The sequence below is a fragment of the Parasphingorhabdus flavimaris genome, assembly GCF_013371215.1.
In the GTDB taxonomy this organism is placed as follows: Bacteria; Pseudomonadota; Alphaproteobacteria; order Sphingomonadales; family Sphingomonadaceae; genus Parasphingorhabdus; species Parasphingorhabdus flavimaris.
This window is the reverse complement of record NZ_JABWMH010000001.1, coordinates 56220-80488: the sequence shown is the minus strand read 5'-3', so window position 1 is coordinate 80488 and position 24269 is coordinate 56220. Positions and strand designations below refer to the sequence as shown.

Sequence of the window (24269 nt, the reverse complement as noted above, 5' to 3'; positions counted from 1 at the left end):
GGAGAATCGGTCAGGTGCGTTTTTTCACAAACTCCGCCCGCAGCACCAGCCCCTTGATCCCGTCGTGTCGGCAATCGATCTCCTGCGCGTCTCCGGTCAGGCGGATCGACTTGATCAAGGTTCCGCGTTTCAGCGTCTGTCCCGCGCCCTTGACCTTGAGATCCTTGGTCAGCGTGACGGCATCGCCATCGGCGAGCAGATTGCCGACCGCATCAACGACTTCCGGTCCGGCCGCTTGCACTGCCGCATCTTCCGGACTCAGCCATTCGCCACTCTCTTCATCATAGACATAGTCGCCTGCACCCTCGCTCATCACAAGGATTCCAGCGCCTGCTGCATATCGGCGATAATATCGTCGATATGCTCGATCCCTACAGAGATACGCACCACATCCGGCCCGGCGCCAGCAGCGACAAGTTCCTCGCCGGACAACTGGCTGTGGGTGGTCGAGGCGGGGTGGATGATCAGCGATCTCGTGTCGCCGATATTGGCGAGATGACTGAACAGTTTGACAGCCGACACCAGCTTGGTGCCCGCTTCAAATCCGCCCTTCAGGCCGAAAGTGAACACCGCGCCGCCCTTGCCGCCGAGATATTTCTGCGCCAGCGCGTGATAATCGCTGTCCGGCAGCCCGGCATAGGACACCCAGCTGACCTCGTCGCGACCCTGCAGCCACTCAGCCATTTTCAGCGCATTTTCACAATGCCGCTCCATCCGCAGCGCCAGCGTTTCCATGCCGGTCAATATCTGGAAGGCGTTAAACGGGGCCAGCGCCGGTCCGAGATCGCGCAGGGACAGGGCGCGCGCCGCGAGGATGAAAGCCAGCTCGCCAAAGGCATCGGTAAACACCTTGCCGTGATAGGACGGGTTGGGCTGGTTGAGGAACGCGTATTTTTCGCTCTTGGTCCAGTCGAACTTGCCACTGTCGATGATCAGGCCACCGATGCTGTTGCCATGGCCGCCGAGAAATTTGGTGCCGCTTTCCACGACGATATCCGCGCCATGTTCGATCGGGCGGCAGAGCATCGGCGAGGCCATCGTATTGTCGACCACCAGCGGGATGCCTGCTTCATGGGCGATATCGGCAATCGCCGCGATATCCTGGACAACGCCGCCGGGATTGGCGAGACTCTCGATAAACACGCAGCGCGTATCATCGGTGATCGCGCCCCTGACCTCGTCCATATTGTCGGCGTCGACGAACGTAACATTCCAGCCGAACTTCTTAACCGAATGGGCGAGCTGGTTGAGCGAGCCGCCGTAGAGTTTCTTCGCCGCAACAATATGCGCGCCCGGGTCCATCAGGACGTGGAAGACGATGATTTGCGCGGCATGGCCCGAAGCCACTGCGAGGGCCGCGATGCCGCCCTCCATCGCCGCAATCTTGCCTTCCAGCGCGCCGTTGGTCGGGTTCATGATCCAGGTATAGATATTGCCGAACGCATCGAGATTGAACAGGTCGGCAGCATGCTCGACATCATCGAAAACATAGGACGCCGTCTGGTAGATCGGCGTGATCCGCGCGTTGGTTGTCGGATCGGGTTCGGTGCCGGCATGTACAGCCATGGTTTCGAGATGATCGGTCATGATGCGTCCTTGTGCAAAGAAGTAAGCAGCGTGCCTAATATCAATGCGCCCTCACCGCAACCAAGCTTATCATCGGGGTCGGGCTTTCAGTGACGCGGAACCAAAGGCCGCTCCCGCCGTTGCATCCCCATTAGCGCCGAAAACCCGCGCACCGACACGAAGGAAAGCAATATCATGGACCTCATCGATATATTGCGCTGGACTGCCAGCATCAGCGGCATGGTCGCCGCCGTACTGGTTTCGCTCAACGCCGGCGCCCGGATCACCGGCATCGGCTTCATCATATTTTCCGGCTCGTCGATAGTCTGGATTGCCGCCTCGCTGATCGACGGTAACAACCCGCTGGCGGTCCAGAATCTGGTACTGTTCGGGATCAATATTTTCGGGATCTATCGCTATCTGCTGCGCAAGCCCAAGGGCGGTGGCAACGCGAGCGAGGCTGGCTGATCCGGCATCGGTTATCCCATAATCCGTCGGGCCTCTCTCCGTTTTCCGTGCAACCTTTTTCGTCCTGTGCGTTGGTTTAGCAATAGTCAAAAAGGAGAAAGACCATGAGCGACGCCGATATGAAACACAGCACCAACCCCGACGAAATCCGCGAGGAATTCTGGGAATCGATCGCCGACAGCCCGTTTGTGATGATCGCGCTCGACAACAGCCGCCAGCACAGCATCCCGATGCGCGCGCAGCTCGACAAGGACGCCAACAGCGCGATCTGGTTCTACACCTCGCGCGACAACCGGCTGGCCAAGGGCGGCCCGGCGATGATGCAATATGCGTCCAAGGGACACGACCTGTTCGCCTGCGTATCTGGCAACCTCACCGAGGAAACCGACCCGGCGATCATCGACAAGCACTGGAGCAAGCCGGTCGAGGCCTGGTATGAACATGGCCGTCAGGACCCGAGCCTGCTGATGCTGCGCCTCGATCTCGGCAACGCGGAAATCTGGGAAGCCGATCCTGGCATCACCGGTCTGTTCAAGATGATGACCGGCATGACGATGAAGGGCGACGAAATGGGCGACCACGCCCGGGTCCCGCTATAGGGATCAGCGCCATCTGACAGCAGTCCGCGGGGGTCGCAGAAGAACGGAACGCAGCGAACGCCGGCATCACAGGCCGGACCAGATCTCGCTTCGCTCCCGCCTTCCGCGGTCCCCGCTTTTTCTCGTGGAGCCACTGCAACAAATCCCTCGCCGGCGCGTTTCTTTGCCATGACGGATATATTTGCCGGGCCCGATACAATATCGTGGGCGGAGGCGCTGTGGCGCTTGGGCGCAGCGACCCTGCTGCCCTTTCTGATCGGCCTCGAGCGGTTCATCCGCCGCAAGCCGATCGACTTCCGGCCCTTCGTGATCATCTCGATCGCTGCCTGCGCACTGGCGATCGGCGCGATGGAACTGCTCGAATCGACCAGCGATCCGCAGAGCGACATCGACCCCAGCCGCGTCTTCGAGGGCGTGATCACCGGCATCGGCTTTCTCGGCGCCGGCGCGATGTTTCGCGAGGGCAGCTTTGTCCAGGGCGCCGGCTCTGCCGCGTCGATCTGGGCGGCGGGCGCCATCGGCCTGATCTGCGGTTTCGGCGAAATCTGGCTGGCCGCGATCATAACCGCCGTCATCCTCACCGTCCTGATCACCAGCGCGCCCTTCACCGCCCACTGGGACCCGGGCGAAGAAAGCGGAAAGCCGCCGTCCTGATCCAGCCAGTCCCCTAACCACCACCAGCAAGCAAAGGAGAAACATCATGCCAGCCCAATCCAAAGCCCAGCAACGCGCCGCCGGCGCGGCCCTGTCCGCCAAGCGCGGCGAGACCAAGGTCGGCGACCTCAAGGGCGCGTCGAAGGACATGTATGACAGCATGACCGAAGAGGAGCTGGAAGATTATGCCAGCACCGATCACGACGGTCTGCCCGATAAAGTCGAAGACGACGATTAACTGCCGGTCGCGCGAACAACGCGGACAAAAAGAAGCCGGACGAAATCGCTTTCGCCCGGCTTTTTGTTTTTGGCGCAACCGCCGAGAGGCGCTTACCAGTAGGGGTTCACCGTCCAGTAGCTATAGACGCTCGACTGATAGTCGCGGTCATAGACCCGGTTCGGCTCGTTGCTGTCGAAGCGCGGCGCGTCCATCAGCTGCTCCTTGGTCACATCGATCCGGTAGCCGTCGAGCTCGGTGTCATAATCCAGCTTCGACCACGGAATGCTGTGCTTCTCGTCGCCGATGCCGAGAAAACCGCCAGCGGAAATCACCACATCGGTCACGTTGCCGCCGCGCTTGTCGATCAGAACCTTGTCGACCGAACCGATCTTGCCCTTGTCCGGGCCATAGACGGTCGTTCCGTCAACACGGTCGCTGGCGATGACACTGTGGTTTTTTTCATCCTGTAACATCATTTTTCTCTCCTCTAGGTTTCAGGGCCCCTTGCTGTCGGGGATAGCCCCACGGCGGCCCGTAAAGGGAGGGGGAGGGCCGATGCCATGTGGCTACACGGAATCTACCGACGACCCCGCCGATCGTTCCGTAAAATGTCGGGATTTTTGCACGGGTGGCCGGAGGAGAGCAATGACCGGCTCGCCCAGCTTCGTCATCCCGGCGAAGGCCGGGATCCAAACCAATTGGCGGCGAACGAAAGCAAGACCGGGTTAGGTCCCGGCCTAGGCTGGGACGACGATCTAAATAGCCGCGAAAGCTACCCTCAAGGCCCCCCGCCAATCAACCCGACAAAGCGGTTCTCGCCCACCCGCAACCCGGTGATTTGCGCGGCCTGCCCCTCAAGCATCGCGATCCGCTCGTCCGCCGCCAGGTCGATCAGCTCGAACACCGCCGGATGGACGTAGCTCTTGCGGCATATCGCCGGCGTGTTGCGCAGGGCGGCAGCGGCGGCTTCGCAGGCCTGTTTGATCGTCGGCTTGTCCTCCGCCGCGATCGCGTCGAGCGCGGCGACGCTGCCGTGCCAGGTGCGGAACATCTTGGCGCTCAGGCTGTCCATCCCGGACACCATTTTCAACCAGTCGTTGACATCACCGCTGTCGAGCGGATGCACCTCCCCGTCCGCGCCGACATATTGGAACAGGCGCTTGCCGGGCAGATCGTCGATCTGCTCCAATATCTTCTGCAGCCGCGCATCGCGCAGGCTGCAGCTCACTCTTTTGCCACCCTTGGCGCGATAGCGCAGCCGCAGCCGGTCCTCCTCATAAAGAACATTGCCGCCATCGAGCGTCGTCGCCCCCTTGCTCACCCGCGAGCTGCCGCCGACCCGGATCGCGGTCCGGTCGATCAGCCGCACCAGCGCCGCAAGCGCCACCTCCTTGCCCGGCCCTTCATCGGTCGCGCCATCGGGCCGGAGCAGCGCGTTCACCTTGCGCCGGATCCGAGGCAGCACCGTGGCAAATTCCGCCAGTTGATCGAACTTCTGCCGGTCGCGAAACACCCGCCAGTCATCATGATAGCGATATTGCTTGCGCGCCGCATCATCATAGCCGGTCGCCTGGATATGGCCATTGGCCTTCGGACAAATCCAAACATGCTTATAGGCCGGCGGCACCCCCAGCGCCTTGATCCGCGCCAGTTCGACGCTGCATTTCAGATGACTTCTGTCGGGCAGAAAATATTGAAACCCCCGCCCCCGCCGTACCCGCGAGATGCCCGGCTCTTCGTCGCTGGTGTACACAAGGCTGGGAATACGGAATTCGGTCCCGTTTTGGCTAAGCTGAATCAAGGCCGTGGTCCTGTGGGGGCGGTTCGGAGTGCGCCGATAGCGGCGTGAGTGACCCTGTGCGGGTTTTGCTGGACGCGGGCGCGGGCAGGGTTTTGAGGAAGATTGACCATGATCGGAAAACTCGGTCCGCGATGATCGATTCCCGGTTTGATGTTGAATATTGCGTCGCTAGATCATGGGGGATGAAACAAGCGCAGCCTTCCCGTTTTGACAAAAATTGCAAACGTGAAACCTTTCTCAAGTCACTGACCGCAATCGGGTGGTTAGCTGGCATTAACAGCTGCGATTTCTAATCGCGGCTTTTGCCGGCGCGATATTGGTTGTCTTGAAGTAGATCGCGCGGAAAGTTGGTGCATTTCGCAAATAGCCGCTAGAACAGCGAATAAACGAAACCAAAAAGGACATTGATATGCGTGCATGGGCCCTGAAGAGTCGTCCCGCCGGTACCCCGGTGGCTGATAATTTCCAGATGATAGAGGCACCGGATGCCCCGATTGGCGAAGGCGAATTTCGCATCGCAAATAGCTGGCTGTCGGTGGACCCCTATATGCGCGGTCGGATGAATGACGTAAAAAGCTATGCGCCCCCGTTCGGCATCGGTGAAGCAATGACCGGCGGCGCGGTCGGCACGGTGACCGAAAGCAACAACGCCGATTATCCGGTCGGATGCAAAGTGCTCCATATGGCGGGTTGGCGCGACACTGCCGTCGCTGGCGGCAGCAACCCTCCGATAGGCGGAATGCCACCGGTGAAGCTTCCCGATCTCGATGTTGCCGATCAGCACTGGCTGTCCATCATCGGCATGCCCGGAGGCACCGCCTGGTTCGGTTTGCTGAACGTCGGTGCGGCCAAAGAAGGCGAAACCGTTTTCGTATCGGCCGCGGCTGGCGCGGTTGGCTCAACCGTGACCCAGATCGCCAAGGCCAAGGGCATGACCGTAATCGGGTCAGCCGGTGGCGCGGATAAATGCGCCTGGGTTAAAGAAATCGGCGCGGATGCTTGCATCGACTACAAGGCCGGTCCGGTATTGCCGCAATTGCGCGCAGCACTGAAAAGCCTCGGTAAATCCGGCGTTGATGTCTATTTTGACAATGTCGGCGGCGAACATCTCGATGCGGCGCTCGCCTGCGCCAACGAACGCGCCCGCGTGGCGATTTGCGGGATGATTGACGTTTACAACGATCAAAAGCCGCAATCGATGCAATATCTGACCATGATCATTGGCCTGCGCATAAAGATCGAAGGCTTCCTCTATCCCGACTTCGCCGCGCAAGTGCCCGAATTCAACGCCGGTATGGCGGAGTTGATCGCATCGGGCGCGGTCAAGGGCCGCGAGACGGTGATGGAGGGGCTGGAAAAAGCACCGGACGCGTTCATCGGACTGTTTGCCGGCGCCAACACGGGCAAGATGCTGGTTAAGGTTTAGGGTTCCGGTGAAAGTAGCTTCTGAATTCCGGTGACAATTGCAATATTCCCTATTCATTGAATGGGGGCATTTAATATATTGTCACCGGAATTACAGCTAGCTTCGGCTTCGGGAAGCAACTGGTGATCGGTACGACGGGAGATTATAGGGTGTTACAATTCGATCAAATGCCCGGAAACAGGTAAAGAAGATTACAGATGATGCTGAAAACCCCGAACGACGGCGGTCGATATCAAACCCCTCAAACTCGGAACTTGCGCCGAATGATTCTCGTAATGGCGACGGGATTGTCAGTGATGGGAAACGCGGCGGAGAATTCCACGCAAATGGACCGTGCACCTGCTGACGCGACACGTCCCGATCACCAATTGCCACCGGGTCAGATTTCCGAGGAAGAACGCCGCGCTTTGTTGAGACTCAAAAAAGCGCTTCGGGAGAAAGATGACAGAACCCCGTCAGAGCGTTGCGTGGACGAGGAAATCGAACGGCTTGACCGCCCGCCCAGCGATCTCGAATGGCGGGTGATCGATCTTAAATGCCGCGAGGTCGGTGGACCGTCGGTTGTGCCGGAAGATTGACAGCAGTTTGACAGAGTTAACAGTGTCAGTGCTCTAACTAGCTATCTCCGCAAGCACCAACCCTCTCACACTATTTCCCACAAAAAACCCGCCAGCCAGATCCGCCGCAGTCAAATCCCCCTCGACCGCCTGTCCGCTTGCGATCAATTCCGCGCGCAGCACCCCCGGCAGCACGCCGCGTTCCAGTTTCGGCGTCAACAACACCCCGTCACGCTCGACGAACACATTCCAGATCGCGCCCTCGGTGACGAAACCCTCGCCATCGACGAAGATCGGGTGGACGCCCTCGCCTAACCCCTCGACTGCATAGACCCGCCGATCGCTGGTCTTGTGGTGCAGGCGGAAATCCTGTGGTTCGACCTGCATCGGTACCAGCTGGCATTTTACGGGGCCGTCTTGCGGTTCCGGCATGGGTTTCAGCTCGATCGCCAGCGCGCCGGACTGGCCGAGGTGCAGGCGGACCATGGCGGGGCTTTCCTGGTGAAAGGTGATCGCCTGGATCGCGTTGCGCGCGGCGTGGCGGTCGAATTCGAATTGCAGGGTGGCGGCGCTGGTCTTCATCCGCTCGAGATGCGCTTCCAGCCGGGCGATGCCGCGCGCCGGATCAAAGGCCATGGTCTCGATCAGGTCGACATGATGGCCTCCTCCGACATTGGCCCCGACATTGCCCCCTGCATTGACATCCACTTTCGCAAATCTCCCCTTGGCGAGACATTCCCGCCACTCGTCTTCCCCGTCCGAGTCCGCCACTATGCCAGAGCCGAGGCCGATGGAAAGCCTTTCTTTGCCCTCCTGCAAGAAGAGGGTGCGGATCGCGACATTGAAGGCGGCGTCGGAGCGGCCCTGCGCGTCCGCCGCGTCGATCCGGCCGACCGAGCCGCAGTAAATGCCGCGCGGACCGTGCTCGCCGGCCGCGCCGTCGGCGGCGCTTTCCAGCTCGTCGATAATCTCCATCGCGCGGATTTTCGGAGCGCCGGTGATCGATCCGCAGGGGAAAATCTGCCGGATCACGTCGACCGCGTCGAAGCCGTCTTTTAGCTGCGCACTGACGGTCGAGGTCATCTGGTGGATGGTCGGATAGCTTTCGATCTGGAACAGATGCGGCACCGCGACGCTGCCGCGCCGGGCCACCCGCGACAGGTCGTTGCGCAGCAGGTCGACGATCATCAGATTCTCCGCCCGCTGTTTCGGGTCGCCATGCAATTGCGCCTGCACCTTGGCGTCGGCTTCGGGGTCAGCCACGCGGGCGGCGGTGCCCTTCATCGGCTTGGCGGTGAGCCGCCCGTCCTTCAGCGCGAAGAAGAGTTCCGGCGAGAAGGACAGCATCCAGTTGGTCCCGTCATGGACCACGCCGCCATAGCCGGCCTGCGCGCGGTCGCGGATCGCGGCATAAAGTGCCAAAGGATGCCCGGAAAAGTCCATTTCTGCCCGGAAAGTGTGATTGGCCTGATAGATATCGCCGGAAAGGATATAATTTTGCACCTTTTCGAACGCCGCCTCATAAGCCTCGCGGGAAATCACCGGTTCGAGCCGCCCCAGCCAAGCCCCGTTGCGGTCGGGCAGCGCCTCGGCCACCGCATCGGGTGTTAGCTCTTTGTAATCGTTAAATATTCCGAACCAGGCCAGCGGCGCAGGCAAATCCGCCGGCATTTTGCCCTGCAACCGCCCTTCCAGCGCCAGCCCCGCCTCATAGGACAGATAGCCCGCCACATGCTGCCCCGCCAATCGCGCCCGCGTCAGGGCGGCAAAACATGCTTCCAATTCTTCCATTTTGTCGGCCCGGATGATGTCCACCGGGTCCCGGTAAAGTCGCGCTGGCGCTGCATCAGAGGCCCGGGCATCGTCGAGCAGGACAAAGGGAGAATTTCCATCGAACATCAACCACCCCTAATTGCTTTTCACACCATTCGTCCATAAGCTTGGCGAAAGAAACATCGGGGGCTTGAGGAATGCGTTTTGGACCGGCTTGGCAGATTGGCCTTATATTATCGCTATTTGCCGCTATGCCAGCAGAGGCAGAAACGGGTGACATCACCCCTCGCCCGGCCGCGCTGGTCGCTGACCAGGTCCCGGACATTCCGCTGGAAATCGTCGACCAGACCCGCCCCTATATGGAATATCGCACCGCCAGTTTCGTCGACTGGGACCCGAAGCGCAAGGCGATGCTGATCTCCACCCGCTTCGCCGAAACCCGCCAGCTGCACCGCGTTGCCGCTCCAATGGGACAGCGCGAGCAACTGACCTTCGCCAGCGAACCGGTCAGCAGCGCCCGCTATGCACCCGACGGTTCGGCGCTGCTGTTCCAGAAAGACAGCGGCGGCAACGAGGTCCATCAGATTTTCGCGCTGGAGAACGGCCAGCCAAAATTGCTCACCGACGGCCAGAGCCGCAACAGCCTGGGTCCCTGGTCGAGCAGCGGCAAATTGCTCGCCTTCGGCTCGAACAAACGCACCGGTCGTTATAACGACATCTACCTGATGAATCCGGCGAATCCGGAAGGCGCAAAGATGCTGATCGCCTCGACCGGAGGCGGCTGGTTTCCGATCGATTTTTCCCCGGATGACAAACAATTGCTCGTGTTCAACTATGTTTCGGTCACCGACAACCAGCTCTATCTGATCGACATCGCCGGCGGCGTCTCCCGCAAACTGACGGACAGCAGCAATCCGGTCGCCTATGAAGGTCTGCAATTCGCCCCGGACGGCAGGCTCTGGGCGGCATCGGACGATGGCAGCGACGTCAAGCGGCTGGGCGTCGTCAATCTCGAAACTTCCCTGTTCGAACCGGTGGTCGACGAGAAAATCTGGGACATCACCGATTTCGACATCAGCCCGGACGGTCGCTGGATCGCCTTCGAGGTCAATCAGGCGGGGCGTTCGCTGCTCAAATTCTACGACATGAAAAGCGGCAAGGTCCGCACCGCAGACGGGCTTCCGGCCGGCGTGGTCAGCGGTGCCAAATTCTCTCCCTGGGGCGAGCTGGGACTGACGCTGAACAGCAACCAGACCGGCACCGATGCCTATAGTATAAACCCCGACACATTGGCGGTCACCCGCTGGACCAGGAGCGAAACCGGCGGACTCGATGCCGCCGACAATGTTGCGCCCGAACTGGTCGAGATCGAGAGCTTCGACGGCGAAAAAATGTCGGGTTTTCTCTATCGACCCGATCCTTCCCGGCACAAAGGGAGGCGGCCGCTGATCATCAATATTCACGGCGGTCCCGAAGGTCAGGCGACACCGCGTTTTCTGGGCCGCGACAATCATCTGATCAACGAGCTGGGCATCGCGATCTTCTACCCCAATGTCCGCGGCTCGACCGGCTTTGGCAAAAGATTTGTCTCGCTCGACAACGGCCCCTGGCGGCGCGAGGATAGCGTGCTCGATATCGGTGCGTTTCTCGACCATTTGCGCAAGGACAAGCGGATAGACCGCAAACGGATCGCAGTCACGGGCGGCAGCTATGGCGGCTATATGACGCTCGCTTCGATGCTGCACTATGGCAGCAAGTTGAAAGCCGGACTGGAAATCGTCGGCATCTCCAATTTCGTCACTTTTCTGGAAAACACCGAAGCCTATCGCCGCGATCTGAGGCGCGTGGAATATGGCGACGAACGCGTCCCCGAACAGCGTGCAAAACTGGAGGAAATCAGCCCGCTGCTCCGCGCCAGCGAGATCAAAATACCGCTGATGGTTGTCACTGGCGCCAATGATCCCCGCGTCCCGGCGAGCGAAGCCGACCAGATCATCGCTGCCGTCCGCGCCAATGGACGTCCCGCCTGGCATCTGCTGGCGGAGAATGAGGGTCACGGGTTCCGCAAGAAGGCCAATGCCGATTATCAATTCTGGGCGAGCCTGATTTTCTGGCAGAAATATCTCCTCAATGGGGCGAAATAGTCGTGCTATTTCTGCTATTTTGCGGATTCATCGTCCTGGCTGTGCTGATTTTCGATAGCCGGAAAAATATCCGGCTTCTCCGTACCCAGATCGAGAATCTGGAACATAGTCTGGAGATTGCGACCCGCAGCGACGATTTGGCGGCTGCTGCCAATCGCAGGGCGCAGCCCGCACCGGCTACCATTCGCGCCAAACGCTCCGAACCGGCCGAAAGCATCGCTGCGCCGCCCACCGATGAGCCAATTCCAGAACCTGTGGCGCGCGAAGCAGCCGCGGAAGCACGGACCAGCGAAGCGAGCCGGCCCGCGGTTAGTGCGAGCAAGCGGTTCGAAGACCTGATTGGCGGCAAGCTGCCGATATGGATAGGCGGCGTTGCGCTGGTATTTGCCGGTTTCTTTCTGGTTCGTTTCTCGATCGAGGCGGGCCTGTTTGGCCCCGCTGCTCGCTGCCTCACCGCCGCGATGTTCGGCCTGCTGCTTATCGGGCTTGCCGAATTTGGCAACCGGATTCCGCGCTTTGGCGCCATTTTCACCGATGATCTACGCATCGGTCATAGTATCGCAGGAGCCGGTATCGCGGTGCTTTATGCGACCCTGTACATGGCAAGCGAACTATACGGGCTGTTCGGACTGACCGCATCTCTGGTGGGCGTTATCGCCGTCACCATATTGGCCTTCATCCTGTCCCGGAAACATGGTCCACCGACAGCCATCATGGGGTTGCTCGGCGGTTTCGCGGCGCCTTATGTTGCTGGACTGGGTCCTGAATCGGTTGCGCCGCTGGTCATTTACCTGGGAGTGTTTACCGCAGGCCTGTTCGGTCTCGCCATCCATCGCGGCTGGGCCTGGTTGGCGCTGCTCGCAACCGGCGGCAGCGTGATCTGGACCTCGGCATTATTGTTCATGGACATAGCCGAAGACAGCTCGATCGTCGGACTGTTCATCATGCTACTGGCAATCGGTGGCGTATTGACGCTGTCCCGTACCGGCCAGAATTACGGTTTGCCGAAATCAGCCATACGGAGCATTCCACTGGTCGCTGGACTGGTCCAGCTCATCATGCTTGCGCCTCTGATTCAATTTTCGCCGGTCAGCTGGCTGTTTTTTGCCGTGCTCGCGGTTTTTGCAATTGCCCTTGGCTGGCGCGACGAGGAGATGACACCGGCAGCGGCGGGCGCCTTGGGACTGGCATTCGCAATGGTGGGTGCGGCGCTGTCGGACTATGGACCGGATCATGGCGACCTGCTTCCGGCGATCGGATTTGCGATACTTTTCGGCCTCGCCGGACACATCTTTGCGCTGCGGGAAAAAAGCGGCAGGATGTGGGGACTCATCGGTCTGGCCGCCCCGGTCGGGATGCTGGTTCTGACGGCACTGCTCGGCCGGTTTGACTGGAGCGAGAATATCTGGGGAGCAGTCTGCTCCGTTGTTGCGGCCACCGCGGCGATCATGGCCTGGCGCACGCATCTGATAATGAAATCACCCGTCATGCCGCTGGCAAGCGCGATCACCGCGATTTTGCTTGCCGCTGCCTTGTGGCTGTGGACCCCGGACAGGTTGGCCGCGATAATTCCGGTAGCCGTGGCATTCGGACTGGCGGCCTGGGCGCGTCATTGTGACAACAGGACATTGGCGCTGCAAACCTTTGCAGCAGCCATGACAGGCGGCTTGATAGCGGCCGTTCTTTCTGTTGAAATGATCAGCGCCTTATTCGCGTCGCTGGCCGGCGAGACCGATTTATACAGCTATCTGCCGGCTGTCGGCCCGATGATTGTCAAATTGCTGATCCCGTCTTTTGCTCTTGTCGCGCTCGCCGGTATATTCGGTGGGACACTGGACAAACGCTCCTCAGCGGCCATCGCAGCTGCGGGGGTGATAGGCACAGGCAGCTTTGCCTATCTGTTGCTCAAGCAGATATTGGCGATCGGTCCCATCGACCAGTTCATGCAATTTGGCTTTGCCGAACGAATCACATTTACCCATTTGCTGGCGCTGGCCGGATGGCTGTTGCTGCGCCGGACCTGGCCTGCGGACTGGGCCGACGCAGCGACGAAACTGGGGTGGGCACTGGTAGGAGTGGCGCTGTTCCGTTTTGTCTATTTCGATCTGATGCTGCTCAGCCCGACCAGCGTTTACCAAGCCGTGGGACCTGCGCCGTTCGCCAATCTCGCGACCCTGCATTATTTCGGTACGGCCATTTGGCTATGGTTGTTTGCCAGTTCGGCGGCGTCTGGTGACCGCGCAAACAAATGGGTTCGTCCGCTCGAAATAGGCAGCCTGCTCACAACCATCGCAGCCGTCTTGGTGACCGTCCGGCAGGCTGTACACGGCACGAATTTGGCGACAGTGATGATATCTGCCAGTGATCCCGACGATCTGATGAACATCGACAGATTTGGATATACTACCACAGAAACATATCTGTACAGCGCCGGTCTTCTGCTTCTCGCGATAGCCTGGCTGGCACGCGGAATCCAGACGTCCAATGCTATGCTCCGGATCGCGGGACTTTTGCTGCTGACACTGGTCACATTCAAGGTTTTCCTTGTTGATGCGGCGCAACTGGAAGGCGTTCTGCGTATTCTGTCCTTCCTCGGCCTCGGTATCGCACTCATCGGAATTGGCTGGATCTACGGCAAGATCATGAGGCGGGAAGCCCATGTCGAAGACGAGGCGAGCGTGGCTTGACCATGTCGCGCCCGATGATCCGGATTGTCATTATCTATGCGCTGCTGTTGGCCTGCGCTGCCTTCGCGCTGGAGTGGCTGCAATATCAATATTTCGCCAAGGCCTATTCGGTCGAACTCTATGTGGTCCTGATCGCGCTGGGCTTTGCCTCGCTCGGCATCTGGGTGGGGCACAGGTTGACCGCGAAAAAGCCGCGCGGCCCGTTTGAGCAGAATAGCGCCGCGCTCAAATCACTGGGCATATCGGGGCGGGAGTTGGAAGTGCTCGAGGCGCTGGCCGACGGCCAATCCAACAAGGAGATCGGAAGGACACTCGATATCTCGCCCAATACGGTCAAAACCCACATCTCCCGGCTCTACGAAAAATTACAGGTCAGTGGCCGTGTCCGGGCGATCGAGGAAGCAAGGTCCCTGCATCTGATACCGTGATATATAGGGGTGATATGGACCAAATCACCCGTCCGGGTGATTTGCAAGCGCCTATGCAGGTGCCATAACCAACGCATTAACGGAGGGAATATCATGCAGAAAATTGCCCTAACCTATGGAGTGCTTTCCGGATCCATCGTCATTCTGACGATGATCCTGGGACTGATGGTCAGCGACGGAGGCAGCTTTCTGTCGTCGGAGCTGTTCGGCTATCTGATCATGCTGGTCGCGTTGTCGATGATATTCATCGGCATCAAGCGCTATCGCGATCAGGAACGGGGCGGAGTGATCCGGTTTCTGCCTGCATTCGCCATGGGGCTCGCTATCGCGGTGATCGCGGGGATCATATATACGCTGGTATGGGAGCTATATTCGATGAGCAACGGCTACGCCTTTATCGACAGCTATGTGAACAGCGCGATCGAGGCGAAGAAAGCAGCTGGTCTTTCGGCGGAAAAGCTGGCGGAGGAGATCGCGACTCTGGAAGAGATGCGATCCGATTACGGCAAAATCTATATCCGTATGCCAATGACATTTCTGGAGATTTTCCCGGTCGGCCTGATCATCGCCATCCTGTCGGCAGCGGTTTTGCAAAATCCGAAAATCCTGCCGGTACGGCAATAAGCGTTACTATGGGGAGAAAGACAATGAAACTCGGAGCCTTTTCGATCAGTCTGTCAGTCAAGGATATCGCTGCTTCCAGAGCCTTTTATGAAAAGCTGGGGTTTGTTCAATTCGGCGGCGATCAGGACCAGAAATGGCTGATCCTGAAAAACGGTGAGACGCTGATCGGCCTGTTCGAGGGCATGTTTCCCAAGAATATGCTGACCTTCAATCCAGGATGGGATCAGGATGGCCAGAATCTCGATGATTTCGATGATGTCCGCGATATTCAGAAATCATTGCTGGCAGCGGGAGTGAATCTCGACAGCAAGGCTGATGACGGCGAGGGTCCGGCCAGCATCATGGTCACCGACCCCGACGGCAATCCGATCCTGATCGACCAGCACCGCTAGGCCAATTTGCGCAGATTCGGGTGATTGCCGATGCTTGCCCGGATCGCATCGAGCGCCGGTTTGCGCATCGCCGATTTCTGATAGGCATAGGCATGGCCCGGCAGCTTGGCGAGTTGCCCCGCAATCGCGGTCGCCTGCCCGATGACCTTGTCCGGCTCGACCAGCATATCCAGATATCCCGCCTCGACCGCGCCTTTCGGGTCATAGATGAACGCCTGGATCATCGCCCGGGTCTGGTGCAGCGGACTGAGCCGGTCGCGCGCCAGCTCGACCGCAAATACCGGGAGCGTCATGCCGGTAATCGATTCATTCGCACCCAGCTTGAAATCGCCCGCCGCACCAATCCGCGTGTCGCAGGCCATCAGGAGAAACACGCCCATGGCGATCGCATGCCCGTTGCAAGCCCCGACAACCGGCATTGGTCCGCCGTAGAGACGAAGCACCAGCTCTGACGCCCGATCGAGCAGACGAACAGAATCCTCACGCGTAAACCCACTCATCATGCCGAGATCAAAGCCGCCGGAAAAACGGCCTTCGCGGCCAGTCAGAACGATCGCCTTGGCGTCAGCCTCGGCCTTGTCCAGCGCTTCATTGAGCGCGATCATCAGATCGAAATTGACGGCATTGGCTTTGCCATCGTCCATGGTGATCAGGGCAACATCATTCTGGATATCGACGGAAATGCTCATTGTCTGTCCTTTTCAACGCGGCTTTTAATTGTTCAGTTAAGCCTATTGCCAGAATCCATCAGGTCAACGGAAAAATCAGCGACAAAGGTCCCGAAATCTGCTGAATAAGAGCATGAGGTCGACAGTCCGTAGCGGCAAATCGTTCAGACCAGTTGCCCAATAATTTTCAGCAAACGCTCCACATCCTCCCGATCATGATAAAGGGCGAAGCCAATCCGCAAAACATCACCACGGACATCGGTCACGACATTCTGCTCGGCCAGCCTGTCATGGAGTGCTGACGCTGTTTCGCCCCGAAAAGCGAGAAAGCGCGCGTGTTGCTCGTCGCCAAGCGGGTTGAGCAATCCAAAGCCCGGCAACGGGTCAATGTCCAGAAACTGCGCCTGCAGGCTCGCAACATGATCTGAAATCAACGCCGTTGTCAGACCTTCGCTATCCAGCATGTTCTGCACCCCGTTAAAGCGGTAAAGACCGGATGGATCAAATGTACTGCCCAGAAACCGCCGTCCGTCCGGCGCATAACCGACCTCTCCGGGGGCTAGGGCGAGATCGTCGAATGCGGCATACCAGCCGGTCACGACGGGCCGTTCGGCATAGCCCGGAGGCGCGTGCAGAAAACAGGCCCCTTCCCCCGCCATCGCATATTTATAACCGCCCGAGAGGTAAAACACCCGATCGGCGATTTGCGACAGATCGGTCTCGATCGCCATGAAGCCGTGATAGCCGTCGATCACCACCCAGGGGCCCTCGGGACGGGCCAGCGCCGCCAGCTCGTCCAGCGCGGAGATGATAGTGCCGGAATTGAACAACACCTGGCTGACAAATATCAGATCGAAGTCAGCAGATCGGGCGCTATCGAGCAGATCATCAGGCGACACCGTCTGCAAGACGACCTCTCCCGCCTCGACCCAGCGCTCCATTTGCCGGCGGAAGCTGTGAAATTCGCCGTCGGTTGCCAGCACCCGAACCGGTCGCCCTGGAATGGCTGAAAATATGCGGACGATAAAATCATGGGTGTTGGGTGCAAAGCTCAGTGTTGCGGGATCGGGCAATTTCAGTTCATCAGCTACATGTTGCTGCGCCTCGGACCAGACTGGTCCCATGATCTTGTCCCATTTGTGATCCGCCAGCGCCGCCGCGTCCTGCCACGCCGCCACATGGCCGTCATGGCTCGCGTCGGGCCAGAGATGCTGGCTGTGCGCGGCAAAATGCAAACGATCCGGATTGGCCGCAAGAGATCTGGAGAACAGATGTTTCCAGCTCATAACTGGGTACGCAGCGACCAAAGCTCCGGAAAGGCGCGCTTGCCCACCGTGCTCTGCAAATAGGAAACACCCGCAGTTCCGCCCGTACCCATTTTGCCGCCGATGATCCGCTCGACCGTCAGCACATGCTTGTGCCGCCAGGTCGCCATCGCATCGTCCAGATCAACCAGCTTCTCGGCCAGCTGGTAGAGCTCCCAATATTTTTCGGGATTGCGATAGACTTCCAGAAAAGCCGCCTCGACCTGTTCGGATGGTTGATGGGATTGCGCAAAATCACGATCCAGCAGATCCGGAGCAATATCAAAGCCGGCCCGCGCCAGCGCGGCGATGGCATCATCCCAGATGCTCGACTGGTCGAGCGCCGCCTGCATCGCCGCCTGTGCTTCGGGGCGATCGTCCTGATATTTCAGAAAAGCCTTGTCCTTGAGGCCGAGCATATATTCCACCGTCCGGAACTGGTCGGATTGGAAACCGGAACTCGGTCCCAAGACATGACGGAACCGCGTATAGTCGCTGGGCGTCATTGTCGACAGCACGTCCCAGCTCAGTGTCATAACCGCTTGGATACGACTGACCCGCGCCAGCGCCTTATAGGCTGGCACAAGCGCATCCGCCGCTATCTGCTGCTTCGCGAAGCGCATCTCGCGGATGATCTGCTTGAGCCAGAGTTCTTTTGTCTGATGGATGACAATGAACAGCATCTCGTCGTCCAGATCCGATCGGGGATGCTGCGCATCGAGCAATGTGTCGAGCGCCAGATAGCGCGCATAGGTCATCGTATTTTCATCGGTCATGCGCGATTGTAACGCGGGCAGGTTGCTATGGGAAGATAGCCAATGGCGATATCCGTGGAATGAGGATCATCCCCGCGTGAACGCTGTCGGGAACAACCGGTGCCAAATAATCATGCTTCACGATAACTGGTCAGACGCGTGCTGGCTGGCGCAGGCAATGCGTAACGGAACGGCGTTACCGAATGGGTGGCACCGCACAACAGAGCCTGTCCTGGCAATCAGATGCTCGCACTGTGTCTGGGGAGAATGATCTCTCTGGAGGCCCGACCCGGAATCGAACCGGGGTGCGCGGATTTGCAATCCGCTGCGTCACCACTCCGCCATCGGGCCGGAGAGAGGGCGCGAATTGCTTCGCTTTGCAGGGAAAGTCAACCCAAAGTTGCGTCCTGCGTTATCAGCCCCGGTTTTGGTAATATATTTTCATGTTGCCGATCGGTCTGGGCGGCCCGTTTGTCGAGTAAAAGACGCGATCGGCATAAATTAGCCGGATTCCATCTTGGCGCACGTGCCAACCCCCGCTAGAAGCGACAAATCTCCACCATAGTGTATTGTGTAAATAATACAGGCATGGCATGGACGGAATGTTATTCATTGGGAGGATCGACTCTTGGGTCAGGAAAATTTCAAGCAGATGCGCAAGGCCATGGTTGTCAGCCAGTTGCGCACCACCGACGTTAGCGATCCCCGCGTCATTGCGGCCATGAGCCACATCGCCCGCGAAAATTTTGTTCCCGCTGCTCAGCGCAGCTTCGCTTATGCCGACCGCGGTGTGCAGATCGGCGAAGGCCGGGCCTTGAATCCGCCGCTCACCACCGGACGGCTGTTGAATGTGGCGCATGTGACCAAGGACGACAATGTCCTGCTAATCGGCGCTGCCACGGGCTATACGGCGGCGGTGCTCGCACAGCTCGGCGGCTCTGTGACGGCAGTCGAAGCCAATGCAAAACTGGCGGCTGCAGCGCAAAAGAATCTGGCTGACGTGACCGGGGTAAAGATCGAGACCGGTGAGCATGCGGCTGGCTGGGCCAAATCTGCACCATATAGCGTGATCGTTGTCGACGGACTGGTGGAAGAGATCCCACAGAGCCTGGTTGACCAGCTCGCACCGGACGGACGCATTGTGGCTGCGGTGATGAACGATGGCGTGTCCCGCCTTGCCTTGGGCCGCACCGCCGGGAATAATGTCGGCTATCAATATTTTGCCGATTGCGGAGCCTGCCCTCTACCCGGCTTTGAAAAAACCAAAAGCTTCAATTTTTAGGCCGTTCGGGAGAATGAACAGATGAATAGACGGCGCCTTCTCATTGGAACGGCCATGCTGGCGATGCTATCGGCACCGGTCCAGGCCGATACGCTGCGCGATGCTTTGGTAGCCGCCTATCAAACCAACCCCACCCTCTCCGGCGCACGTGCCGCCCAGCGAGCGACCGACGAAAATGTCGCCATAGCCAAAGCCGACGGTCGACCGAGCGCTACCAGCGATTTTGGCTTTCAGGAAAATTTTATCCGCAGCGCCAATAGCTTTACCGCGCCATTGCGCCAATCCACAGCTGGCGGATCGATCACCGTGCCCATCTATTCCGGCGGTGCCGTAAAAAATGCCGTGCAGGCTGCCAGAACAAGAGTGGAAGCCGGGCAATTCGATCTCCGCGCTACCGAGGCGAGTATCTTCAGCAACGTCGTCGCTACCTATATGGACGTCATTCGTGACACGGCGATCGTCAAGCTGAACCGGGCCAATGTCGGCGTCCTCTCGGTCAATCTGGAAGCGACCAGCGACCGGTTCGAAATCGGCGACCTGACCCGAACCGACGTCGCGCAATCGGAATCGAGGCTTGAAATAGCGAAAAGCGATCTCGAAACCGTGCGCGCCAGGCTGATCGCCAGCAAAGAAAATTATATCGCGCTTGTCGGCAATGAACCCGGCGATCTCGAGCCCCCTCCGCCGCTGCCGAATTTGCCGGAAACACCGGATCAGGCCGTTGACCTTGCCCTGACGTTTAACCCGGATTTGCTCGCCGCCAAAGAACGTAGCGAAGCCGCCGAATTTGACATAAAAACAGCCCGGTCGGCCAATAAGCCGACGGTTTCGACTTACGCCCAGGGACGTTATCTGAATTATCACGGAACGCTTGGCGGCAATATAGCCGGCTCGACATTCGTGCAGGAACAGTCAACTGCCGAAGTTGGCGTCAGAGCGACCATGCCAATCTATCAGGGCGGGCGCCCTGCCGCACAAATTCGTCAGGCGCAGGCCCGTTCCGGTCAAGCTTATGAACAGCTGATCGCAGTAGAACGTGATGTGATTTCGCAGACTCGGGCCGCCTATTCAAGTTGGCGCGCATCCGAGCAGGTCATCCAGTCCTCGGAGCGGGCCGTGGCGGCTGCAAGCCTTTCGCTGGAGGGTGTGCGCGCGGAAAATTCCGTCGGTAACCGGACCATATTGGACATATTGAACGCCGAACAGGAATTACTCAACGCGCAGGTACAGTTGGTGACTGCACGTCGCAACGCCTATGTCGCAGGCTTTTCCTTGCTCGCCGCGATGGGGCGGGCGGAAGCGCGTGACCTCGGCCTGGAAGGCGGCCCGCTTTATGATCCGGCGGTCAATTACGACCGGGTCGATGATATGTTCTATGACTATCAGAGCGAACCTAATCCGGAACCGCAAGCGACCAGAACCGTTGACAGTCAGCCGCAAAAAGCGGAGATAGAGCCTCTGCCTGAAATACCGACACGCCGTTAGACCGGATGGCGTTGATGGGTTCCGGTGGTCGAGTATGAGCTTTGGGGGTTTCGCAAATGGCTGAACAAAACAGGGAATCGTCGATGGAAGAAATTCTCTCGTCGATCAAACGCATCATCGCCGAAGACAAGGCTATCGATGATGATCGCCCCCAGCAACGCCGGAAAACCTCCCAGAAGCCGGCTCTGCAAGCCGTCCCGGACGTGAAGCCTGCGACCACGATCGAAGAAGTACTCGAGCTGACCAACGAACTGCCGGACCATGGCAATCGAACCGCACAGGGTGTGTTTGGAGACCGCCGCAAGGAAGAGCGGCTGATCGACGACAACAAGCTTGATAGCATGCGTCAGTCGCTGTCGGCGCTGGTCGAGAAAGAGGCAATGGAACGTCACGCGCCTCAACATCAATCCGGAGGCACATCGCTGGAAGACTTGACCCGCGAATTGATGCGACCACTCATCAAGCAATGGCTGGATCATAATCTGCCTGAACTTGTCGAAGAAATGGTATCGCGCGAAATCAAGCGGCTGAGCGAGAAATAGGATTCCGAGCCTCAGCCAATTGCTCTAATCCCAATTGCCTTGTCGAATAGCCGTGCTAAACTGTCGGCCATGACAAAATTTTCCAAAATATCAACCGCCGCTCTCCTCGTGACAGCACTGACAGTCCCAACATTTGCGTCGGCGCGACCGATGACCGTGGAAGATCTTGCCACGTTGAAACGCATGGGTTCGGTCGCCGTTTCTCCGGACGAGAAATGGGCCGTCTATGACGTCACCGAAACCGAACCGGAGAGTTACGAACGATCCAGCGCGCTCTATCTCCTCGACCTGAACACACCCGATGCAGTGCCGTCCCGGATCGCAGATCAGGCTGGCAAAAGCGAACATAGTCCCGCTTATGCGCCGGATGGCAGCCTATATTATCTCAGCGACGCCAGCGGCTCCGAGCAGCTTTGGCATGCTGTTATTGCGCCGGGGGGTAATGTCGGTCAATCGGTGCAAGCGAGTGATTTAAAGGCCGACATCTCCGGTTTCAAAATATCGCACAGTGGAGACAAGATTGCGCTCTGGGGTGATATTGCGAGGGACTGCCCGACGTTCGGCTGCGAAGACAACGGTAACAAGGCAGAACCCGGCCCCGGAACCGGTCGCGAATATGACGAGCTGTTCATCCGCCACTGGTCGAGCTGGGAAACGCCCGGCAATTACAGCCGGATTTTCGCCTTTGACCTGGCAGACGGAAAAGTCGCGGGCGACGGCACCGCGCTAGATGGTGATCTCGTGGGTGACAGCCCATCCAAACCATTCGGTGGCGGAGAAGAAATCACCTGGGTCCCGGGCGAGGATGGCGTCTTCTTCACCCTCAGAACCGCTGACCGGAACGAACCGAAGTCAACCAATCTCGATATTTACGGCGCGATGGTCAATGGCAAGGAAACCGTCAATTTCACAGGCCAGAACAAGGCCACCGACACGCTGCCCGCATTTTCGTCGGACGGAGAATGGCTGGCCTGGGCAGCTATGGAGCGGCCAGGTTATGAGGCCGATCGTCTGGTCGTAAAGCTACGCAAGCAGGGCAGCAACGAGGAAGAGGCGATTGCGCTGACGAAAGACTGGGACCGCTCGGTCGGCTCGATCGTCTGGACGCCGGACAACAAACATCTCATCGTTACCGCTCAGGAAGTGCTCGATCACCCCGCATTCGCGGTTGAAGTCGAAACGGGCAGAGTCACGCGCCTGACACCGGGCGGCAATGTCAGCTCGACCATTCCGCTGCAGGACGGTTCGCTGATTTACACCATGAACAGCCTGCAGGCGCCTACCGACCTGTATCGCCGTTCGGCAGACGGCACGATCACAAAGCTGACCAATATCAATGGCCCCGAACTGGCCAAGATCGACAAGGTCGATATCCAGCGGTTCGATTTTGCCGGCGCGGACGGCGAGCAGGTCTGGGGGCAGATCATCAAACCCCAAGGCGCGACCGGCAAGCTGCCGATGGCGTTTCTCGTCCACGGCGGACCGCAAGGCAGTTTTGGCAACAGCTGGTCCACTCGCTGGAACCCGAAAGTAATGGCGGCCCAGGGCTATGCGGCGGTTACCATCGATTTCCATGGTTCTGTTGGTTACGGGCAAGATTTCACCGACAGCATCAACCAGGATTGGGGCGGCAAGCCGCTGGAAGACCTGAAGCTGGGCTATGCAGCGGCGCTGGAAATCGATCCGCAAATCGACGGCGAGCGATCCTGTGCTCTCGGCGGATCCTATGGCGGCTATATGATGAACTGGATCGCCGGCAACTGGCCCGACCGCTTTGACTGCCTGATCAACCATGCTGGTGTATTCGATCTGCGCGCAATGGCGCTAAGCACGGAAGAATTGTGGTTCGATCAATGGGATCATGGCGGCAACTGGTGGTCGCGACCCAACCCGGAAAAATGGAACCCCGTCAACAAGATCGCCAACTGGAAAACACCGACGCTGTTCATCCACGGCGAAAAGGATTTCCGCATCCCCTATACCCAGAGCATCATGCCGTTCACGGTGTCCCAGGAAATGGAAATTCCCTCCAAATTGCTGATTTTCCCGGACGAAAACCACTGGGTGCTCAAGGGCAAGAATAGCGTCCAATGGTACCGCACGGTATTTGACTGGATGGGCAGGTGGACAGCTGCTGATAGTCAGGGGGGCGCAGACTAGTGCCCTATTTTTCGACCGAAGAACGCGATGGCACGATCATCGTCACCCTCACTAACGGCGAACGCAACACACTCCATCCCGAGTTGCTTGAGGAAGGGATCGCGGCCTTGCAGGTGCTGGCGAAAGACCCTCCCGAAAACGGCATTGTTCTGACCGGGGCCGGCGAACATTTTACTTGCGGCATGGACACAAAAATCGCCGCGGCTCTGGACAAGGCAGGCCAGATTCAGGCCGCGGCGGCGATTGACCGCTTTGCGGCTGCGCTGCATCGCCTGCCCTGTGCAGTGGTGGTGGCCCTCAACGGCAACACGATTGGCGCAGGCGGCATCATGGCGCTCGCGGCGGACTGGATTATTGCCGCGCAGGGCGATTACAAGATCGGACTGCCGGAAGCCAAAGCCGGTCTTCCCTTCCCGCCCGTACCGCAAGCAATCCTCGATCATTGGCTCGACCCTGTCTGGCGGCGCCGGTTATCGCTATCCTCGCATTTGCTGACATCCGTAGAAGCTTTGAGCGCAGGATTGGCAGACGAATTGGCGGACCCGGCTCAATTGCTGGATCACGCGCTAGTGCGTGTGAAGGAACTGGCGGCTCAGCCTGGATTCAAGGCCTGCAAACGCCAGTTGCGGGCCAAAGCCAATGCAGAAATTGACGCCATTCTGGCAATCTAATTCTCCGTGTCATTGCGAGGAGCAAAGCGACGAAGCCATCCAGAGCCGCGCGTACCGCTCTGG

At 58.9% G+C, this 24269-nt stretch carries 24 protein-coding genes and 1 tRNA gene; 16 read left to right on the top strand and 9 right to left on the bottom strand.

Annotated features, from left to right (window positions below; genetic code table 11):
• Nucleotides 1-10: 10 nt before the first annotated feature.
• The gene (locus tag HUO14_RS00400) at nucleotides 11-313 is read right to left on the bottom strand and encodes an alkylphosphonate utilization protein (RefSeq protein ID WP_176277932.1); all 303 of its coding nucleotides are present in this window, start codon (nucleotides 311-313) and stop codon (nucleotides 11-13) included.
• Nucleotides 313-1587: an O-acetylhomoserine aminocarboxypropyltransferase gene (locus HUO14_RS00395; RefSeq protein WP_176277931.1), complete on the bottom strand. Its 1275-nt coding sequence runs from the start codon at nucleotides 1585-1587 to the stop codon at nucleotides 313-315. The genes HUO14_RS00400 and HUO14_RS00395 overlap by 1 nt, the downstream gene beginning before the upstream one ends.
• 174 nt (nucleotides 1588-1761) lie before the next feature.
• Here HUO14_RS00395 and HUO14_RS00390 point away from each other — a divergent pair, with 174 nt between their 5' ends.
• The 4 genes from HUO14_RS00390 (at nucleotide 1762) to HUO14_RS00375 (ending at nucleotide 3525) form a co-directional block, all read left to right on the top strand.
• On the top strand, nucleotides 1762-2034 hold the full coding sequence (locus HUO14_RS00390) for a hypothetical protein (RefSeq protein WP_176277930.1): 273 nt from the start codon (nucleotides 1762-1764) through the stop codon (nucleotides 2032-2034).
• A gap of 104 nt (nucleotides 2035-2138) precedes the next feature.
• Nucleotides 2139-2633 (top strand): pyridoxamine 5'-phosphate oxidase family protein, encoded by a 495-nt coding sequence (locus HUO14_RS00385; RefSeq protein WP_246255105.1) that lies wholly within the window; start codon nucleotides 2139-2141, stop codon nucleotides 2631-2633.
• A gap of 168 nt (nucleotides 2634-2801) precedes the next feature.
• Nucleotides 2802-3287, top strand: coding sequence for an MgtC/SapB family protein (locus HUO14_RS00380; protein ID WP_176277929.1), 486 nt, complete (start codon nucleotides 2802-2804; stop codon nucleotides 3285-3287).
• 46 nt (nucleotides 3288-3333) lie between these two features.
• Nucleotides 3334-3525: a DUF3008 family protein gene (locus tag HUO14_RS00375; RefSeq protein ID WP_176277928.1), complete on the top strand. Its 192-nt coding sequence runs from the start codon at nucleotides 3334-3336 to the stop codon at nucleotides 3523-3525.
• Nucleotides 3526-3617: 92 nt separating this feature from the next.
• On the opposite strand, the gene HUO14_RS00370 is transcribed toward HUO14_RS00375, so the two are convergent.
• Complete coding sequence (locus HUO14_RS00370; RefSeq protein WP_176277927.1) at nucleotides 3618-3983, bottom strand: PRC-barrel domain-containing protein; 366 nt, start codon at nucleotides 3981-3983, stop codon at nucleotides 3618-3620.
• A 302-nt stretch (nucleotides 3984-4285) separates the two neighbouring features.
• A complete protein-coding gene (locus HUO14_RS00365; RefSeq protein WP_217907872.1) occupies nucleotides 4286-5308 on the bottom strand; it encodes a DNA topoisomerase IB in 1023 nt (340 codons plus the stop codon).
• Between the two features lie 409 nt (nucleotides 5309-5717).
• Here HUO14_RS00365 and HUO14_RS00360 point away from each other — a divergent pair, with 409 nt between their 5' ends.
• Both HUO14_RS00360 and HUO14_RS00355 read left to right on the top strand, forming a co-directional pair.
• Nucleotides 5718-6734, top strand: a complete 1017-nt coding sequence (locus HUO14_RS00360; protein ID WP_176277926.1) for an NADP-dependent oxidoreductase — start codon at nucleotides 5718-5720, stop codon at nucleotides 6732-6734.
• Between the two features lie 263 nt (nucleotides 6735-6997).
• The gene (locus tag HUO14_RS00355; RefSeq protein WP_176277925.1) at nucleotides 6998-7312 is read left to right on the top strand and encodes a hypothetical protein; all 315 of its coding nucleotides are present in this window, start codon (nucleotides 6998-7000) and stop codon (nucleotides 7310-7312) included.
• A gap of 33 nt (nucleotides 7313-7345) precedes the next feature.
• On the opposite strand, the gene pabB is transcribed toward HUO14_RS00355, so the two are convergent.
• A complete protein-coding gene (gene pabB / locus HUO14_RS00350) occupies nucleotides 7346-9190 on the bottom strand; it encodes an aminodeoxychorismate synthase component I (protein WP_176277924.1) in 1845 nt (614 codons plus the stop codon).
• Between the two features lie 71 nt (nucleotides 9191-9261).
• Between pabB and HUO14_RS00345 the strand changes: the two genes are divergently transcribed.
• From HUO14_RS00345 to HUO14_RS00325, 5 genes are all read left to right on the top strand, one after another.
• On the top strand, nucleotides 9262-11208 hold the full coding sequence (locus tag HUO14_RS00345) for a S9 family peptidase (RefSeq protein ID WP_176277923.1): 1947 nt from the start codon (nucleotides 9262-9264) through the stop codon (nucleotides 11206-11208).
• A 2-nt stretch (nucleotides 11209-11210) separates the two neighbouring features.
• Nucleotides 11211-13895, top strand: a complete 2685-nt coding sequence (locus tag HUO14_RS00340) for a DUF2339 domain-containing protein (protein ID WP_176277922.1) — start codon at nucleotides 11211-11213, stop codon at nucleotides 13893-13895.
• A 2-nt stretch (nucleotides 13896-13897) separates the two neighbouring features.
• Nucleotides 13898-14323, top strand: a complete 426-nt coding sequence (locus HUO14_RS00335) for a helix-turn-helix domain-containing protein (protein WP_246255247.1) — start codon at nucleotides 13898-13900, stop codon at nucleotides 14321-14323.
• 93 nt (nucleotides 14324-14416) lie between these two features.
• A complete protein-coding gene (locus HUO14_RS00330; RefSeq protein WP_176277921.1) occupies nucleotides 14417-14947 on the top strand; it encodes a DUF4199 domain-containing protein in 531 nt (176 codons plus the stop codon).
• Between the two features lie 23 nt (nucleotides 14948-14970).
• Entirely contained in the window at nucleotides 14971-15339 is a 369-nt protein-coding gene (locus HUO14_RS00325; RefSeq protein ID WP_176277920.1) for a VOC family protein, read from the top strand.
• Here HUO14_RS00325 and HUO14_RS00320 read toward each other — a convergent pair.
• From HUO14_RS00320 to HUO14_RS00305, 4 genes are all read right to left on the bottom strand, one after another.
• The gene (locus HUO14_RS00320) at nucleotides 15336-16028 is read right to left on the bottom strand and encodes a crotonase/enoyl-CoA hydratase family protein (RefSeq protein WP_176277919.1); all 693 of its coding nucleotides are present in this window, start codon (nucleotides 16026-16028) and stop codon (nucleotides 15336-15338) included. The genes HUO14_RS00325 and HUO14_RS00320 overlap by 4 nt on opposite strands.
• A gap of 143 nt (nucleotides 16029-16171) precedes the next feature.
• The gene (locus HUO14_RS00315) at nucleotides 16172-17293 is read right to left on the bottom strand and encodes a kynureninase/PvdN C-terminal domain-containing protein (protein ID WP_176277918.1); all 1122 of its coding nucleotides are present in this window, start codon (nucleotides 17291-17293) and stop codon (nucleotides 16172-16174) included.
• Entirely contained in the window at nucleotides 17290-18087 is a 798-nt protein-coding gene (locus HUO14_RS00310) for a tryptophan 2,3-dioxygenase (protein WP_176277917.1), read from the bottom strand. The genes HUO14_RS00315 and HUO14_RS00310 overlap by 4 nt, the downstream gene beginning before the upstream one ends.
• A 256-nt stretch (nucleotides 18088-18343) precedes the next feature.
• A tRNA-Cys gene (locus HUO14_RS00305) sits at nucleotides 18344-18417 on the bottom strand.
• 277 nt (nucleotides 18418-18694) lie between these two features.
• Between HUO14_RS00305 and HUO14_RS00300 the strand changes: the two genes are divergently transcribed.
• The 5 genes from HUO14_RS00300 to HUO14_RS00280 all read left to right on the top strand — a co-directional run bounded on the left by HUO14_RS00300 (nucleotide 18695) and on the right by HUO14_RS00280 (nucleotide 24206).
• Nucleotides 18695-19348, top strand: coding sequence for a protein-L-isoaspartate O-methyltransferase family protein (locus HUO14_RS00300; RefSeq protein WP_176277916.1), 654 nt, complete (start codon nucleotides 18695-18697; stop codon nucleotides 19346-19348).
• A gap of 54 nt (nucleotides 19349-19402) precedes the next feature.
• The gene (locus tag HUO14_RS00295) at nucleotides 19403-20833 is read left to right on the top strand and encodes a TolC family outer membrane protein (RefSeq protein WP_246255103.1); all 1431 of its coding nucleotides are present in this window, start codon (nucleotides 19403-19405) and stop codon (nucleotides 20831-20833) included.
• A 56-nt stretch (nucleotides 20834-20889) separates the two neighbouring features.
• Nucleotides 20890-21375, top strand: a complete 486-nt coding sequence (locus tag HUO14_RS00290; protein WP_176277914.1) for a DUF2497 domain-containing protein — start codon at nucleotides 20890-20892, stop codon at nucleotides 21373-21375.
• A gap of 150 nt (nucleotides 21376-21525) precedes the next feature.
• Nucleotides 21526-23535: a S9 family peptidase gene (locus HUO14_RS00285; protein ID WP_246255101.1), complete on the top strand. Its 2010-nt coding sequence runs from the start codon at nucleotides 21526-21528 to the stop codon at nucleotides 23533-23535.
• Nucleotides 23535-24206, top strand: coding sequence for an enoyl-CoA hydratase-related protein (locus HUO14_RS00280; protein ID WP_176277912.1), 672 nt, complete (start codon nucleotides 23535-23537; stop codon nucleotides 24204-24206). The genes HUO14_RS00285 and HUO14_RS00280 overlap by 1 nt, the downstream gene beginning before the upstream one ends.
• Nucleotides 24207-24269 lie beyond the last annotated feature (63 nt).

What these genes read in the sequence shown, in the direction of transcription:
- HUO14_RS00400 (WP_176277932.1), bottom strand. Translation starts at nt 313, where the DNA reads ATGAGCGAGGGTGCAGGCGACTATGTCTATGATGAAGAGAGTGGCGAA.
- HUO14_RS00395 (WP_176277931.1), bottom strand. Translation starts at nt 1,587, where the DNA reads ATGACCGATCATCTCGAAACCATGGCTGTACATGCCGGCACCGAACCC.
- HUO14_RS00390 (WP_176277930.1), top strand. Translation starts at nt 1,762, where the DNA reads ATGGACCTCATCGATATATTGCGCTGGACTGCCAGCATCAGCGGCATG.
- HUO14_RS00385 (WP_246255105.1), top strand. Translation starts at nt 2,139, where the DNA reads ATGAGCGACGCCGATATGAAACACAGCACCAACCCCGACGAAATCCGC.
- HUO14_RS00380 (WP_176277929.1), top strand. Translation starts at nt 2,802, where the DNA reads ATGACGGATATATTTGCCGGGCCCGATACAATATCGTGGGCGGAGGCG.
- HUO14_RS00375 (WP_176277928.1), top strand. Translation starts at nt 3,334, where the DNA reads ATGCCAGCCCAATCCAAAGCCCAGCAACGCGCCGCCGGCGCGGCCCTG.
- HUO14_RS00370 (WP_176277927.1), bottom strand. Translation starts at nt 3,983, where the DNA reads ATGATGTTACAGGATGAAAAAAACCACAGTGTCATCGCCAGCGACCGT.
- HUO14_RS00360 (WP_176277926.1), top strand. Translation starts at nt 5,718, where the DNA reads ATGCGTGCATGGGCCCTGAAGAGTCGTCCCGCCGGTACCCCGGTGGCT.
- HUO14_RS00355 (WP_176277925.1), top strand. Translation starts at nt 6,998, where the DNA reads ATGATTCTCGTAATGGCGACGGGATTGTCAGTGATGGGAAACGCGGCG.
- pabB (WP_176277924.1), bottom strand. Translation starts at nt 9,190, where the DNA reads ATGTTCGATGGAAATTCTCCCTTTGTCCTGCTCGACGATGCCCGGGCC.
- HUO14_RS00345 (WP_176277923.1), top strand. Translation starts at nt 9,262, where the DNA reads ATGCGTTTTGGACCGGCTTGGCAGATTGGCCTTATATTATCGCTATTT.
- HUO14_RS00335 (WP_246255247.1), top strand. Translation starts at nt 13,898, where the DNA reads ATGTCGCGCCCGATGATCCGGATTGTCATTATCTATGCGCTGCTGTTG.
- HUO14_RS00330 (WP_176277921.1), top strand. Translation starts at nt 14,417, where the DNA reads ATGCAGAAAATTGCCCTAACCTATGGAGTGCTTTCCGGATCCATCGTC.
- HUO14_RS00325 (WP_176277920.1), top strand. Translation starts at nt 14,971, where the DNA reads ATGAAACTCGGAGCCTTTTCGATCAGTCTGTCAGTCAAGGATATCGCT.
- HUO14_RS00320 (WP_176277919.1), bottom strand. Translation starts at nt 16,028, where the DNA reads ATGAGCATTTCCGTCGATATCCAGAATGATGTTGCCCTGATCACCATG.
- HUO14_RS00315 (WP_176277918.1), bottom strand. Translation starts at nt 17,293, where the DNA reads ATGAGCTGGAAACATCTGTTCTCCAGATCTCTTGCGGCCAATCCGGAT.
- HUO14_RS00310 (WP_176277917.1), bottom strand. Translation starts at nt 18,087, where the DNA reads ATGACCGATGAAAATACGATGACCTATGCGCGCTATCTGGCGCTCGAC.
- HUO14_RS00295 (WP_246255103.1), top strand. Translation starts at nt 19,403, where the DNA reads ATGCTGGCGATGCTATCGGCACCGGTCCAGGCCGATACGCTGCGCGAT.
- HUO14_RS00290 (WP_176277914.1), top strand. Translation starts at nt 20,890, where the DNA reads ATGGCTGAACAAAACAGGGAATCGTCGATGGAAGAAATTCTCTCGTCG.
- HUO14_RS00285 (WP_246255101.1), top strand. Translation starts at nt 21,526, where the DNA reads ATGACCGTGGAAGATCTTGCCACGTTGAAACGCATGGGTTCGGTCGCC.